Source organism: Dryocola boscaweniae (genome assembly GCF_025215095.1).
GTDB classification, from domain to species: Bacteria; Pseudomonadota; Gammaproteobacteria; order Enterobacterales; family Enterobacteriaceae; genus Dryocola; species Dryocola boscaweniae.
The window spans coordinates 86341-100174 of sequence record NZ_JALHAP010000071.1; the positions used below are offsets into that span (position 1 = coordinate 86341).

At 53.5% G+C, this 13834-nt stretch carries 14 protein-coding genes; 6 read left to right on the forward strand and 8 right to left on the reverse strand.

Annotated elements, in window-relative coordinates; all coding sequences use genetic code 11:
- Positions 1-23 precede the first annotated feature (23 nt).
- Positions 24-1349: a PTS sugar transporter subunit IIC gene (locus tag MUA00_RS04480; RefSeq protein WP_271121793.1), complete on the reverse strand. Its 1326-nt coding sequence runs from the start codon at positions 1347-1349 to the stop codon at positions 24-26.
- A gap of 12 nt (positions 1350-1361) precedes the next feature.
- Positions 1362-1676, reverse strand: a complete 315-nt coding sequence (locus MUA00_RS04485; RefSeq protein ID WP_271121794.1) for a PTS sugar transporter subunit IIB — start codon at positions 1674-1676, stop codon at positions 1362-1364.
- A gap of 295 nt (positions 1677-1971) precedes the next feature.
- Between MUA00_RS04485 and MUA00_RS04490 the strand changes: the two genes are divergently transcribed.
- On the forward strand, positions 1972-2928 hold the full coding sequence (locus tag MUA00_RS04490) for a LacI family DNA-binding transcriptional regulator (RefSeq protein ID WP_271121795.1): 957 nt from the start codon (positions 1972-1974) through the stop codon (positions 2926-2928).
- Positions 2929-3017: 89 nt separating this feature from the next.
- On the opposite strand, the gene ampH is transcribed toward MUA00_RS04490, so the two are convergent.
- Positions 3018-4175 (reverse strand): D-alanyl-D-alanine-carboxypeptidase/endopeptidase AmpH, encoded by a 1158-nt coding sequence (gene ampH / locus MUA00_RS04495; protein WP_408639685.1) that lies wholly within the window; start codon positions 4173-4175, stop codon positions 3018-3020.
- A 172-nt stretch (positions 4176-4347) separates the two neighbouring features.
- A complete protein-coding gene (locus MUA00_RS04500) occupies positions 4348-4635 on the reverse strand; it encodes a hypothetical protein (protein WP_271121796.1) in 288 nt (95 codons plus the stop codon).
- Positions 4636-4966: 331 nt separating this feature from the next.
- On the opposite strand from MUA00_RS04500, the gene lpxP reads away from it, so the two are divergent.
- The 3 genes from lpxP to sbmA all read left to right on the forward strand — a co-directional run bounded on the left by lpxP (position 4967) and on the right by sbmA (position 7824).
- Positions 4967-5893, forward strand: a complete 927-nt coding sequence (gene lpxP / locus MUA00_RS04505; RefSeq protein ID WP_271121797.1) for a kdo(2)-lipid IV(A) palmitoleoyltransferase — start codon at positions 4967-4969, stop codon at positions 5891-5893.
- A 54-nt stretch (positions 5894-5947) separates the two neighbouring features.
- A complete protein-coding gene (locus MUA00_RS04510; RefSeq protein ID WP_271121798.1) occupies positions 5948-6469 on the forward strand; it encodes an isochorismatase family protein in 522 nt (173 codons plus the stop codon).
- 137 nt (positions 6470-6606) lie between these two features.
- The gene (sbmA, locus tag MUA00_RS04515; RefSeq protein WP_271121799.1) at positions 6607-7824 is read left to right on the forward strand and encodes a peptide antibiotic transporter SbmA; all 1218 of its coding nucleotides are present in this window, start codon (positions 6607-6609) and stop codon (positions 7822-7824) included.
- Between the two features lie 31 nt (positions 7825-7855).
- Here the strand turns inward: sbmA and MUA00_RS04520 are convergent, their stop codons facing one another.
- From MUA00_RS04520 to MUA00_RS04535, 4 genes are all read right to left on the reverse strand, one after another.
- Positions 7856-9391 (reverse strand): DHA2 family efflux MFS transporter permease subunit, encoded by a 1536-nt coding sequence (locus tag MUA00_RS04520; RefSeq protein WP_271121800.1) that lies wholly within the window; start codon positions 9389-9391, stop codon positions 7856-7858.
- A gap of 10 nt (positions 9392-9401) precedes the next feature.
- Positions 9402-10580 (reverse strand): efflux RND transporter periplasmic adaptor subunit, encoded by a 1179-nt coding sequence (locus MUA00_RS04525; RefSeq protein WP_271121801.1) that lies wholly within the window; start codon positions 10578-10580, stop codon positions 9402-9404.
- 1 nt (position 10581) lies between these two features.
- On the reverse strand, positions 10582-11061 hold the full coding sequence (locus tag MUA00_RS04530) for a MarR family transcriptional regulator (protein ID WP_271121802.1): 480 nt from the start codon (positions 11059-11061) through the stop codon (positions 10582-10584).
- An 86-nt stretch (positions 11062-11147) separates the two neighbouring features.
- Positions 11148-11732: a nuclear transport factor 2 family protein gene (locus MUA00_RS04535; protein ID WP_271121803.1), complete on the reverse strand. Its 585-nt coding sequence runs from the start codon at positions 11730-11732 to the stop codon at positions 11148-11150.
- 103 nt (positions 11733-11835) lie between these two features.
- Here MUA00_RS04535 and MUA00_RS04540 point away from each other — a divergent pair, with 103 nt between their 5' ends.
- Together MUA00_RS04540 and MUA00_RS04545 are read left to right on the forward strand one after the other, a co-directional pair.
- Entirely contained in the window at positions 11836-12726 is an 891-nt protein-coding gene (locus MUA00_RS04540) for a LysR family transcriptional regulator (protein ID WP_271121804.1), read from the forward strand.
- A gap of 8 nt (positions 12727-12734) precedes the next feature.
- Positions 12735-13832: a DUF1615 domain-containing protein gene (locus MUA00_RS04545; RefSeq protein ID WP_271121836.1), complete on the forward strand. Its 1098-nt coding sequence runs from the start codon at positions 12735-12737 to the stop codon at positions 13830-13832.
- Positions 13833-13834 lie beyond the last annotated feature (2 nt).

Sequence of the window (13834 nt, forward strand, 5' to 3'; positions counted from 1 at the left end):
TTAATCAAAAAAGGCTTTCGCTGTTATCCGTTGGCGGCCTGCGGTGAAGCCGTCAGGTTTTGCATTTTTTCTTCTTCGGTTTTCAGCAAAGAACGTTCGTAAGCGCGCAGGAACGGCAGATACATCAGGGCCGACATCACCATACAGATTACGCACATCACTACCGGGCTTAGCGCCCAGTTAGCCGCCCACGAGGCGCCGATTGGCGCAGGCGTGGTCCACGGCGTGAGGGAAACAACCTGCGCAAGCCAGCCAAGTTTTGTGGCGCTATAAGCAAGACAGGCGTTAATCAACGGCACAAAGACGAACGGAATAAACAGCATCGGGTTCATGATAATTGGCGCGCCGAACAGAATCGGCTCGTTGATGTTAAAGAAGCTCGGCACTATGCCCATTTTGCCGATGGTGCGCAGGTGCGCGGCACGGCTGCGCAGCAGCAGGAAGGCCAGCGGTAAGGTGGAGCCCACGCCGCCAATCAGCAAATAGTGATCCCAGAATCCCTGCAGATAGACGTGAGGCAGTGCGGCGCCCGCGGCCAGTGCGGCCTGGTTTGCCGACAGGTTGGCCATCCAGAACGGGTTCATTATGCCGGTCACAATCAGCGAGCCGTGAATGCCTGCAAACCAGAAGATTTGGCACAGCAATACGGAAAGCAGGATTGCGGGCAGGGAATCCGACGCGGAAACCAGCGGTTCCAGCAGATGCATAATCGCCTGCGGCAGGATCATGCCGGTTTGCGCTTCGATAAACAGGTTCAGCGGATGCAGCGTGCCAATTACCACCAGCACCGGAATAAGGATTTCAAACGAGCGCGCAACGCCGGTCGGCACCTCTTTCGGCAGACGAATAGTAATGTTGTTTTGCTTGAGCCACGCGTACATGCGGGTGGAATACATGGACGTTATCAACGCCGTGAAGATCCCTTGCCCGGACAGATACTGGGTGGAGATTTTTCCGTCGGCATAGGGTGCGGCGACCAGCAGAAACGCCATAAACGCCAGCAGGCCGGACATCACCGGATCGAGATTAAACTGCCGCCCGAGACTCGCGCCAATGCCCACGGAAATAAAGAACGTCATCACGCCCATGCTGAGGTTGAACGGCAGCATAAGCTGTTCACGGTAAGTCTCTGAGAAATCAAGCCAGGCACGCGCAAAACCAAGCGTAGTATCGGCGGAAAAAGGCGGGAAGATAAACACCAGCATAAACGAGCCGATGATCATAAAAGGCAGAGCGGCGGTAAAGCCGTCACGAATGGCGATGACGTATTTCTGCTGCCCAAGCCGCCCGGCAAGCGGAGTGATGGTTTCTTCAATGACGGCAACCATCGACTGATATAGCGAACTCATATGCATCCCCTTTTAGTGAGCCGCTTCGATGAGCGACAGAGCGTAATCCAGCACCTTATCGCCGCGCTGCATGCCGTAATCCATCGTGTCGATGGCTTTGACGGGAATGCCTTTGGCGGCCGCTTTTTCTGACAGCGTATTGAGCATGTACTTCACCTGCGGCCCGAGCAGCACTACCTGATAGCGCGGAAACTGAATATCAAATTCGGATACGCCGTAAGCTTCAATTTCAACCGGCGTGCCTCGTTCTTCTGCCACTGCCAGCATTTTGCGTACCAGCATGCTGGTGGACATTCCGGCGGAGCAGCACAACATAATCTTGAACATCGACAATTTTCCTCAAAGTGTAAAAAGTTATTGCGGATGCGATTTGATACTTTATGGAAACCGTTTTCCATCGGCAGGGAACGGAAGTGTGATACGGGTCTGCTAACAAAGTCATGCAGGGTTTCCTTCCTGGATGAATATCACAAAATTCTATGGATGAAAGAGGGTTTGGCGTGCAAATGGAAAACCGGTTTCCATGAAAAAGGGAAAAGACTATACTGCCGGAGGCGATATTATAAGCCGCGGTCGTACTAAGGATTAACAGGCAAGGGTTGATGCCTGCAGGAGAGGAAAGATGTCTACAATCAACGATGTATCGCGTTTGGCCGGGGTTTCAAAAGCCACGGTCTCTCGGGTGTTGAGCGGTTCGCGCGGCGTGAAGGAAGCCAGCCGTGTTGCCGTACTTAAGGCGGTGGAAGAGTTAAATTACCGTCCAAATGTGATTGCACAATCTTTATTGAGCCAGTCCACCGGCTGCATTGGCGTTATCTGCGCCCAGGAGAATATTAACCAGACCACCGGTTATCTGTTTGCGCTTGAAAAACACCTTAGCCAGCATCAAAAACATCTGCTGCTTCGCTTTGCCAATAACAAGGCGGAAGTCATGCATGCCCTTGAAGAGTTAACCTGCGGCCTGTGTGATGACGTGCTGATCATTGGCGCCCGCTTTCCGCTGAATCTCACGCATGAAAATGTCGTTCTTGTCGATTGCATGGATGCCGATACCACTAACTGTATTCAGTTCGATCATGCTTTTGCGGCGGAAACGGCTTGTAATTATCTGATAAAACAGGGCAGAAGGCAGATTGCTTTAATCGTGCCGGATACCAGCGGGGCGGTGGATCGGGTGCTGCTGGGGTATAAACGCGCGCTGGAAAATAATTTCCTGCCGTTTAACCGCAACCTGATTTTTATGGATTCCACCTCTTCTTCCGTAGCGCTTCAGGTGCTGCTTAATAACAGCACAACGCTTAATTTTAACGCGCTGCTGGTGGCCGATGAGCAAGAGGCGCAGCGTGTGATTACGCAGCTCCAGGCGTTTAATAAATCGGTGCCGGAAGACATTATGGTGTTCAGCCTTGCGGGGTCGCTCCATTTACCCGGCGTGACGACTATTCCGGCCATTGAATATTCAATGGATGCGATGGCGGCAAGAATTGTCTCGTGGCTAAATGAGAAAACTAAAAGCGTGCTGGGGTCGTATGTGCTGCGCGGCGATCTGATCATTCCGGATATTCGCAGCAGGAAATAATGAATAATTTGGCGCTGCCGGTCAGAAGCTGGTTCACTGTCAGCGCGTTCAATCAGTAAGCAGGCCGCTGCTCGACCTGCTTATTGATATTACGAAGCGGGCGTTACCCGTGGCGCGAATCCGCTCAGCTCGGAAACCAGATCGTTTACGCCATCGCTCATGTTAACAAAGCGCGTTAACGGCGAACGGGTTATCACGACAAAAACGCCGACGTTAGTTTGCGGCACCATCGCCATATAGGTAATAAATCCGCCGCCGCCGCCCGTTTTTTGCACGATGCCCGGTCGGCCGTTTTTCGGCGCTAAGTAGACCCAGCCTAACCCTAACGCATCGGCTTTGCCGGGCACGTCCATGCCGATCACTTTGTGCAGTTGTTTACGTTGATAAATCAGCGTTTGCATCCGATCGGCCTGGCTGTTGCGCTGGTGGAAATCAGAGCTCAGGAACTGCTGCATCCAGCGCATCATGTCATCCGGCGTGGAATAAATACCGCCGCTGCCAACCGCCGCAAGGGTATTGTCACAGGGACTGGCGCCTTTTTCTGCAACCATCAGGCGCTTGCACTGATCGGGAGAGGGGGTGAAGGTTGTGTCCTTCATGCCCAAAGGACGAGCGATTTGCTCATCGAACAATGTGGCATAGGGCTTTCCTGCCGCGCGGCCCAGCGCGTCCGCCAGCAGATCAAAAGCCAGATTCGAATAGGATGCGTTGGCGCCGGGCGCATATTTCAGCGTCGCGTTGGCTAACCAGCTCCAGCGTTGTTCGCGCGTAGGCCAGGTAAACACGGTACGATGCGCCGCGCCGCCAGGCTGCTCGCGCGGCAGGGCGCTGGTATGCGTTGCCAGATTGACGAGAGTTATAGGTTGCCCGTTAAACGTGGGAACGCGAGCGCCCGCTGGGGCATATTTGCTCAGGGGATCGTTCAATTTAACTTTGCCCTGATCCAGCATTTTCACCAGCATTTCGCTGGTCATAAGCTTGGTCAGCGAGGCAATACGAATAACCGAGTCCAGTTGGGGACGAACATTATTCCCCGGCCGGGTTTCACCGAAGCTGTGGAAAACGCGTTGATTGCCGTCAATCACCACCATAGCCATGCCGGTTGCGCCGCTGCCATAGTAAATATGATTGGCGTAGCGTTCGGCTATTTCAGAGGCGAAAACAGGATCGGGCGAGGTTTGTGCAAAACCTAAAACAGGGAGCGCAGCAATGGCTAGCGCGGCGATGCGCGGGAGACGAATTTTCAACGCGAGTAATCCATTTAACGAAGTGGGGCGATATTCACCGTATTTATACTACGCCCGGGCGCTGCGCAAACGCGGAAAATGAAAATTGTGAGAAGAAAAAGCGTAACGCGGCATTTCAGCGTGCTTTTCGGGCGAAAACGCACCGCAACCGGCGGCTACGGTGCGTTTAAATCTAGTTACTTTTCTGGACGTCTTTTTGCATCACATCGTCCGTGGTGCCGCCTTTTTCAATCATTTTTTCATTGCCTTTATGCTCTTTGCGCATTTCATGGCCTGATTCGCAGCCTTTTTTGTCCTCATTTCCAGGGGCACGACAGTCATCGATAATATGACCCGGGTTATTAAGTTGCTCCTTCTCAGCCTGCAGCGTCGAAGTGCTGTTGGCCGGATTCTGTGCCAGAGCGCCTGCGCTGGCCAACAGAAGGGTACTTGAGAGCAAAGCCTGGGTAAGTTTTTTCATCTTTTAGAGCTCCTGTTATGTGTAGGGAAAGCTCTCTAAGTATGAGTGCAAAAAATCCAGGAACAGAAATTTATTGTCTGTTTTTTAAACGTTCAACCCTGTATAACTAGCGCCGTTGACGCAATGAAGCGAAATACGTAAAAAAACTGACATGTCTTATGCATAGACTTATCGGAAAATGCGTATCATCACGGTAAGTTTTTACTGGTAAATTTTTACTGTGCTGCAACTATCCGCGCCTGACGGCGTCTAAGTAACAGCGCTCTGCTGTACCGCTAATGATTCAGTTCTTTATGCGATACACACTATTCACGCATCAAGAAGCTGATATATGTCTACTAAACCGCTGTTTTGCAAATCCCTGCTCCATCCTCGTTATTGGTTAACCTGGTTTGGCCTGGCCATTTTGTGGCTTTGGGTACAGCTACCTTATCCCGTACTCCTGAAAATGGGCCGTCTGATCGGCGAATTTTCGATGCGCTTTTTAAAGCGCCGTGTTTCTATCGCGCGTCAGAACCTCAAACTCTGCTTCCCTCATTACTCCGATGCGCACATTAACTCAATCGTGAAGCAAAACTTCGCCTCGCTTGGCATGGGGCTGATTGAAACCGGCATGGCGTGGTTCTGGTCTGATGAACGCGTACGTAAATGGTTTGACGTGCGAGGGCTGGAGAATCTTAACGCCGCCTGCGAGAAAGGCCGCGGCGTGATGGTTATCGGCGTGCACTTTATGTCGCTGGAGCTGGGCGGCCGTGTCATGGGCCTTTGCCGCCCAATGATGGCTATGTATCGTCCGCACAACAATAAAGTAATGGAATTTGTTCAGACCATCGGCCGTTCGCGCTCTAATAAAGCCATGATCGACAGACGTAATCTGAAGGGAATGGTGAAAGCGCTGAAGGCCGGAGAAGCCGTCTGGTTTGCCCCGGATCAGGATTACGGCCCGAAAGGCAGCTCGTTCGCGCCGTTCTTTGCGGTACAACAGGCCGCAACCACCAATGGCACCTACACCATTGCCCGTCTGGCAAAACCCGTTATTCTCACTACCGTGTTGATTCGTAAGGCAGACGGCTCAGGCTATCAGTTGGTTATCGAACCAGAACTGGCAGATTACCCGGTGGACGATGAACAGGCCGCCGCCGCTTACATGAACCGTAAAATCGAACACGAGATCATGCGCGCGCCGGAGCAGTATCTGTGGCTCCATCGCCGTTTCAAAACGCGTCCTTTCGGCCAGGATAAGCTTTACACCGCTTAATCCTTTCACGGGTATGCTAGCATTTCGGGTGATTTTCTAACCTGGAGATGAGCCATGCCCGCGTCACGTGTTTTGATGGTTGTTGATATGCAAAACGGGGTATTTGAAAATCCCCGTATCAACCGCGAAATCTGCACCTCCCGCATCAATCAACTTATTCAGGCCGCCGATAAAGTCATTTTCATTCAGCACGCTGAAGAGGGGCTTGAACCGGGTAGTGAAGGGTTTGCTCTGCTGCCAGAACTGATTCAGCCTGCCGACGCGCTGTATGTCACCAAAACCGCCTGCGATGCGTTTTATCGCACGGTTCTGGAAGAAATATTGCGTGAGAACGACATCAAAGAGTTTGTGGTCTGCGGCTGCGCCACCGATTACTGCGTGGATTCGACGATAAAAAATGGCGCGAGTCGGGGCTATGCGATGACGGTGGCGCAAGACGCGCACACCACGGCGAACCGTCCGGCGGCGCTCGCCGACGTTCTGATTGCCCACTACAACGACGTCTGGCGGAATTTTACGATTCCGGGCAATACATTACAGGTAAAAAGTACGGCTGACATTCTCGCCGCCTGGTAAAGTTTTTTTCCGGGCGGCAACATCACTTGATACAACATTCCGCAAGCCTTATTGTGCCGGGATCGTTATAACTACCGGTTCGAGTAATCGTATAACTAATCCCATAACAACAAGAATCTGTGTTCAGGAGCGTTGTAATGTTTAAGTCGTTTTTCCCGCGCCCGGCAGCGTTTTTCCTGTCGGCTTTTATTTGGGCAATGTTGGCGGTGATTTTCTGGCAGGCCGGCGGGGGCCGCTGGCTGGAGCAACTTGTCGACGCAGGCGATCAAATACCGATTAACGCGACCCGATTCTGGACGTTAAAAGCGCTGGTCTTTTACGCTTATTACGCGGTATGCGTTGGTTTGTTTGCGCTGTTCTGGTTTGTGTACAGCCCACATCGCTGGCAGTACTGGTCGATTCTCGGTTCAGCGCTGATCGTGTTTGTGACGTGGTTTATGGTGGAGCTTGGCGTGGCGATCAACGCCTGGTATGCGCCGTTCTTTGATCTGATCCAAACCGCGCTGGGCTCTCCTCATAAAGTCCCTTTGAATAAATTCTATAGCGAGACTGGGGTTTTCCTTGGCATCGCGCTGATTTACGTGACCGTAGGGGTGCTGAACAGCTTCTTCATCAGTCACTATGTGTTCCGCTGGCGTACCGCAATGAACGACTACTACATGGAACACTGGCAGATGCTGCGTCATATCGAGGGCGCCGCGCAGCGTGTGCAGGAAGACACCATGCGTTTTGCCTCAACGCTTGAGGATATGGGCGTCAGCCTGCTGCAATCGATCATGACTCTTATCGCTTTCCTGCCTATCCTGGTCGCGCTTTCTCCTCACGTGAAGGAGCTGCCCATTGTCGGCGAAGTGCCTTACGGTCTGGTGATTGCGGCGATTGTCTGGTCATTAATGGGAACCGGGCTGTTAGCGGCGGTGGGAATTAAACTGCCGGGCCTGCAGTTTAATAATCAAAAAGTGGAGGCAGCCTACCGCAAGGAACTGGTGTATGGCGAAGACGATCCGACGCGCGCCACGCCGCCTACGGTTAAAGCCTTATTCGGCGACGTACGCCATAACTATTTCCGGCTGTATTTCCATTACACCTACTTCAACATCGTGCGCATTCTTTATCTGCAGGTGGATAACGTCTTTGGCCTGTTCCTGCTTTTCCCGTCGATTGCAGCCGGGGTGATTACGCTTGGTCTGATGCAGCAAATCACCAATGCGTTTGGTCAGGTTCGTGGTTCGTTCCAGTACCTGATTAGCTCATGGACCACGCTGGTTGAACTGATGTCTATCTATAAGCGTCTGCGTAGTTTTGAGCGCACGCTGCAGGATATTCCGGTGCCAGCCGCTGGCGAAGCGCTGTAAAAAAAGCTGCCCTGCGGGGCAGCTTTTTCATTTAATGCCCCGCGGCAGGCGCGCCCGGCGGCCCTGAGCGGCTAAACGGCGGCCGGGCAAACCAGATAACCACTATCAGCGCCATAAACCCCCAGCCCAGAATCCAGAAGTAGTCGATGGTCGACATCATATAGGCCTGCTGCTCAATGGTTCTGTCTATTGCCGCCATATGTTGCTGCGTGGCTCCGCCTATTTTATGCAAATAATCCACCGCCGCCGGGTTGTAAGTAGATACGCTCTCCGTCAGATTTGCATGGTGGAACACTTCGCGGCGCGACCAAATCCAGGTGGTGAGCGATGAGGCGAAAGAACCGCCCAGCACGCGGAAAAACGTCGCCAGACCCGAACCTTCCGCTACTTGCGCACCGTTCAGATTCGACAGCACGATCGTGGTGATCGGCATAAAGAAGAATGCTACGCCAATCCCCATAAAAAGCTGTACTTCGGCAATGGTGCGGAAATCCACGTCCGTATTGAACTGCGCACGGATCAGGCAGGACGCCCCCATAGTAAGAAACGACAGCGAGGCCAGAATTCGCAGATCGAACTTGTTGGCGTAACGCCCGATAATCGGCGTCATCATCAGCGGCAGTATGCCCATTGGCGCTGCGGCAAGCCCGGCCCAAATGGCCGTATAACCCATTTGCGTTTGCAGCCACTGCGGCAGAATGATGTTGATGGCGAAGAAGGCCGCGTATCCCAGCGTCAGCGAAAGTGTGCCGATAGCGAAGTTGCGGTCTTTGAACAGGCGCAGATTCACAATCGGGTGGCGTTCGCCGAGCTCCCAGATAACAAACGACACCAGCGAAATCGCTGAAATCACCGACATGATGATGATGTGCGACGAGGCGAACCAGTCGAGATCGTTGCCTTTATCCAGCACCACCTGCAGCAGTCCGACGCCAAGTACCAGCAGGGCGATACCGATATAGTCGATTGGCGCATGGGTGGTTGTCTCTTCACGTTCGCGCATCTGGGTCCAGACAACGATCGCCGCGAAGATGCCGATTGGCACGTTGATATAGAAAATCCACGGCCAGGAGTAGTTGTCGGTTATCCAGCCGCCGGTAATCGGCCCGACGATAGGGGCAACCACGGTGACCATCGACAGCAGGGCGAGCGCCATACTGCGTTTGCTGGAGGGGAAAATAACCAGCAGCAGCGTCTGACACATAGGAAACATCGGTCCGGCAAAGAAGCCCTGCATGGCGCGGAAGATAATCAGTTCCGTCATGCTATGGGCAAAGCCGCACAAAAACGAGGTGAGGGTAAACATCGCCACCGAACCGATAAACAGTTTTAGCTGCCCAAAACGCCGTGTAAACCAGCCGGTAAGCGGCAGGGCGATGGCGTTACACACCGCAAATGAGGTGATAACCCACGTGCCCTGATCCGCACTTACCCCGAGATTACCGGCGATCGTCGGCAGGGCGACGTTTGCGATGGTGGAGTCCAGCACCTGCATAAAAGTCGCCAGCGACAGCGCGAGCACCGCCAGCCACATATTGGGCGGCGTAAACGCGGCCTTATCTTGCATAACGTCTCTCTTAACGGGCGCCTGCGGCTACCGTTTTGCTGTTGTCATGAAGGATTTTAGCCACCAGTTTGTCCGCTTCTTCCAGCGGGTTTTTATACACATCCGTAGTGAAACGAGGGGCGCTAACCGTTTGCTGCGGCAGAAGATGACCGTCGACATTGCGAATATCCACGCGAGCGTTCATCGACAGACCGATACGCAGCGGATGCTTTTGCATGTCATGCGGGTCGAGCGTGATACGTACCGGCAGGCGCTGAACGATTTTTATCCAGTTGCCGCTGGCGTTTTGCGCAGGCAGCAGAGAGAAAGCGCTGCCGGTGCCGATGCCCAGGCTTTCAATGGTGCCGTGATATTCCACATCGTCGCCGTAGAGATCCGCGCTGAGGGTCACTTTTTGCCCCAGGCGCATGGTTTGCATCTGGCTCTCTTTGAAGTTGGCGTCCACCCACACTTCGCTTAGCGGCACGATAGCCAGCAAAGTCGTGCCTGAATCGACGCGCATGCCGAGCTGCACCGCGCGCTTCGCAACGTAGCCGCTAACCGGGGCAACTATGGTGCTACGGGAGTTTTCCAGATAGCGGCTACGCAGCGTGGCGACGGCGCTTTTGATTTCCGGATGGCTGTCGATAACCGTGTCGTCCACCATCGCGGTATTGGTGCGTAATGCCTCTTGAGCCGCGGCCAAATCGCTCTGCGCGCTGGTCACCGCATCGCGGTAATGGGAAAGATCTTCAGCGGCAATAGCGCCGGTGGAGAAAATCTTTTGGCGGCGAGCATAATCATTTTGCGCCGTTTGCAGGGCGACTTTTTTAGCCGCGACCTGTGCCCGGTAGTTGTCCGCCGTGCTGTACAGGCCGCGCACCTGGCGAACCGTGTTAGCGAGATTGGCTTCTGCCTGTTGCAGGGCAATTTCAGTATCGCTCGGATCGAGCAGCACCAGCGGTTGCCCTTTCTGAACGAAATCCCCTTCGTCCACGCTCACCTGGGTCACCGTGCCGCCGATTTGCGGCGTGAGGATAACCTGGTTGCCGTTGACGTAGGCATCGTCAGTGGTTTCGTAATAGCGCGCATACAGCAGATACCAGGCGAGGCATCCCGCTGCGGCAAGCACCAGAATAAGCAGCAAAATTATAAAGTTGCGTTTGCGCTTGCTGCCGCGCTGTATTTGTTCTGCAGGTGTGGTTTCCATCTTATTGATAACCTTTATGAAGACGTTCGCGATGAGGAGCGACGATCTCGTCCGGCAGCATTTTTGTCATTAGCTCTGCCAGTAAACGGGATTCATCGGGGGTGAGTTTTGCTGTGAGATCGCCAATTATCGAGGCGAGCGCCTCGTTCTGAAAGCGATCGCAAATGTCCTGGCCTTTGTCTGTCAGCGCCAGAATCACCTGGCGTTTATCCTGAGGATTTGGGTTTCGCACGATAAGCGCGCGCTTGACCATACGATCGACCATGCGGCTCATTGCGCCTGCATCCATCACCAGGTTTTTGCTGATTTCAACCGGGCTGGTTACACCTTTATAGATATGAATCAGCACCTTGAATTGCGCTGCGGTGATATCGGTATCTGAAAAATACTGGCTGATAAGCTGGTCTTTAAACTGATTTGCCAGATGGATTAGCAAACCGAGATGAAATTTGTTGTCGATAATGCCCGGATTGTTTGTCATGGTATTTGCCTGGTCAGTAATTACAAATGAAATTACTGACCAGGCATCTAACTGTCAACGTTATGTCAAGAAAAGCGCACTTTTTGTCAGGCGGCAAGCCAGCTTTCAGCTTCATTTTTCATTGCGGCTTCGAGTTCAGAACCTTTGGTTGCAAACACGCGCTGCACGGGAAAACCTGATTTTTCCAGCATATAGGCGAGCGGCGCATAGGCTATTGGGTAGCGCTTAACGACTTCCGCATCAATGTCCACCATGCCAAGCGGGAAATCAAAAGAGCCGAAATCGTAAACCACCTGGCGACGCAGAATTTTCCACTCTCCGTTGCGTTTTTCCATCATGTCGTAAAAGCGATTATGGCAGGTCGCGCCCAGCGCCAGCTTGCTGTTCTGGCCGATAATCATCGCGTTGGTTTCTGCAATCGCTTTGTTTTGCGCGGCGTTAAAGGTGACCATCGGGTTGCCCATCACGTGTTTGGTGCCGATGTCAGATTCGCCCATACGCATCGATCCTTTGATGAACTCGCTGGCCAAGCCTTCAAACCAGGTCACTTCGATGGTGCCTTCCGGGTGAAACAGCTTGCCCAGCTCGTCCCAGTGGGACAGATCCCGGTGCATCCAGCCGTTTAGCAGGTCGCTAATGGCGAGGCGGTCTTCAAGATATTGCGTGTTCATATTCTTCTCCAGCGGTGGGTGTGCGCATATTCTGGTCGTGAAACAGCCATGCTTCAAATATATTGATATGATAGATCAATCACTATTACTGATGGTTAAGGCTATGGAACTACGGCATTTACGCTATTTTGTCGCTGTTGCCGAGTGCGGTCATTTCGGCCAGGCGGCAAAGCTGCTCAACATCGTACAGCCCGCGCTGAGTATGCAGATTCGTGCGCTGGAAGAGGAGTTGGGCGGGCTGCTGTTTACCCGCACAAGTCGAAAAGTTGAGCTTACCGAGGCGGGCAGGCTATTGCTCCCGGAGGCAAAACGCACGCTTGAACAGGCCGGACACAGTAAAAACATAGTACAGCGCGCTTTGCGTGGCGAGACGGGGTGCGTAAGAATCGGCTTTGCCGGTAATGCCGTGCTGAGCGGCAAGCTGATGGAGCATGTGCGCGCGTTTCGTCTGCGGGCGCCGGATGTGGAAATCCAGCTCCAGGAACTGTCTCCAAAGGCGCTGCTGGAGGCGCTTGGTCTGGGGCAAATTGATATTGCCTATTCGCCGCCTGAAGGAGAACTCCCGCCGCAGATCGACGCCGTTAAAATCGGCGAGTGGCCGATGATGTTTGCCATCTCGCAGGACCATCCCCTGGCCGACATAAAGTCGGTTACGCTGGCGATGCTGGCAAAATTTCCGCTAGTAGTGTTTGCTGAAGGCGTCGGAGACGACGCGCTCAGGCGGATGCATCGGCAATGGGATAACGAGGGCGCGGAAATGCAATATGCGAGCAGCACGCTCGGCGCCCTCGCAATAGCCGCCTCCGGCCCCGGCGTAGTATTGCTGCCGGATTCGTTTACCCGCGTCGCCATTCCTCACCTGGTTTATCAGCCAATCTCCGATAAAAGCTTTGTCGCAGAACTGCTATTGTTGAGCCGCCGGGATGAAACCCAGGGCGCCGTGTTCGCTTATATACAACTTGCCTTACAAAACAATCACAACGGAACGTTATGACCACTGCAATGCTAAAACGACAACATGGACTTTTCGCGCTTAGCCTGGGAGCACTGCTGGCCCTCGCAGGTTGTACCACCAAAACCACCGCGCCGGTTTCTGAAACCGCAAAGCCGGTCGATGTCGAAACGGTTGCGAAGCAGAAGATCCCTGCAGGCGTGAAAGACCGCAACGCCTGGGCGAAGGATCTGGCTACAACCTTTAAGAGCCAGGATATCGCGCCAAGCGAAGAAAATATCTGCTCAGTGCTGGCGGTCGCCCAGCAGGAATCCAATCTGGTCGCCGATCCGGCGGTGCCAAACCTGAGCAAAATCGCCTGGCAAGAAATTGACCGTCGTGCCGAAAAGCTCCATATCCCACCGTTTCTGGTGCGCACCGCGCTGCTGATTAAATCTCCCAACGGCAAGAGCTACAGCGAGCGGCTGGATAACGTCAAAACCGAAGGCCAGCTAAGCGCCATTTTTGATGATTTTATCGATATGGTGCCGATGGGGCAGAAGCTGTTCGGTAACCTTAACCCGGTACACACCGGCGGCCCGATGCAGGTCAGCATTGCCTTTGCCGAGCAGCATACCGGCGGCTATCCGTGGAAGATGGAAGGTACGGTGCGCCAGGAAGTGTTCACGCGGCGTGGCGGGCTGTGGTTCGGCACTTACCACCTGCTGAACTATCCGGCAAATTATACCCGGCCGATTTACCGTTTTGCCGACTTCAATGCCGGGTGGTACGCCAGCCGTAACGCCGCTTTCCAGAACGCGGTAAGTAAAGCGACGGGCGTAAAACTAATGCTGGATGGCGATCTGATCCTCTATAACACCGACAAGCCGGGCAGCACGGAGCATGCGGTAAGAAAGCTTGCGAGCAGACTGGATATGAGCGACAGCCAAATTCATCGCGCGCTGCAAAAAGGCGACAGCATCGACTTTGAGAAAACCGATTTGTACGAGCAGGTTTATGCGATAGCGGATAAGAAAGCGGGCAAGAAATTGCCGAGAGAAATGCTGCCGGGCATTACGCTTGAAAGCCCAAAAATCACGCGTAATCTGACAACGGCGTGGTTTGCTAAACGGGTCGATGAAAGACGTGCGGCCTGTATGAAGCGCTAAAA

Bases quoted from the DNA above. Each gene is read 5' to 3' on its own strand.
- MUA00_RS04525 (WP_271121801.1), bottom strand. From the start codon at position 10,580: ATGGAAACCACACCTGCAGAACAAATACAGCGCGGCAGCAAGCGCAAA.
- MUA00_RS04545 (WP_271121836.1), top strand. From the start codon at position 12,735: ATGCTAAAACGACAACATGGACTTTTCGCGCTTAGCCTGGGAGCACTG.
- MUA00_RS04520 (WP_271121800.1), bottom strand. From the start codon at position 9,391: ATGCAAGATAAGGCCGCGTTTACGCCGCCCAATATGTGGCTGGCGGTG.
- sbmA (WP_271121799.1), top strand. From the start codon at position 6,607: ATGTTTAAGTCGTTTTTCCCGCGCCCGGCAGCGTTTTTCCTGTCGGCT.
- MUA00_RS04480 (WP_271121793.1), bottom strand. From the start codon at position 1,349: ATGAGTTCGCTATATCAGTCGATGGTTGCCGTCATTGAAGAAACCATC.
- MUA00_RS04485 (WP_271121794.1), bottom strand. From the start codon at position 1,676: ATGTTCAAGATTATGTTGTGCTGCTCCGCCGGAATGTCCACCAGCATG.
- MUA00_RS04540 (WP_271121804.1), top strand. From the start codon at position 11,836: ATGGAACTACGGCATTTACGCTATTTTGTCGCTGTTGCCGAGTGCGGT.
- MUA00_RS04535 (WP_271121803.1), bottom strand. From the start codon at position 11,732: ATGAACACGCAATATCTTGAAGACCGCCTCGCCATTAGCGACCTGCTA.
- MUA00_RS04530 (WP_271121802.1), bottom strand. From the start codon at position 11,061: ATGACAAACAATCCGGGCATTATCGACAACAAATTTCATCTCGGTTTG.
- MUA00_RS04500 (WP_271121796.1), bottom strand. From the start codon at position 4,635: ATGAAAAAACTTACCCAGGCTTTGCTCTCAAGTACCCTTCTGTTGGCC.
- MUA00_RS04510 (WP_271121798.1), top strand. From the start codon at position 5,948: ATGCCCGCGTCACGTGTTTTGATGGTTGTTGATATGCAAAACGGGGTA.
- lpxP (WP_271121797.1), top strand. From the start codon at position 4,967: ATGTCTACTAAACCGCTGTTTTGCAAATCCCTGCTCCATCCTCGTTAT.
- MUA00_RS04490 (WP_271121795.1), top strand. From the start codon at position 1,972: ATGTCTACAATCAACGATGTATCGCGTTTGGCCGGGGTTTCAAAAGCC.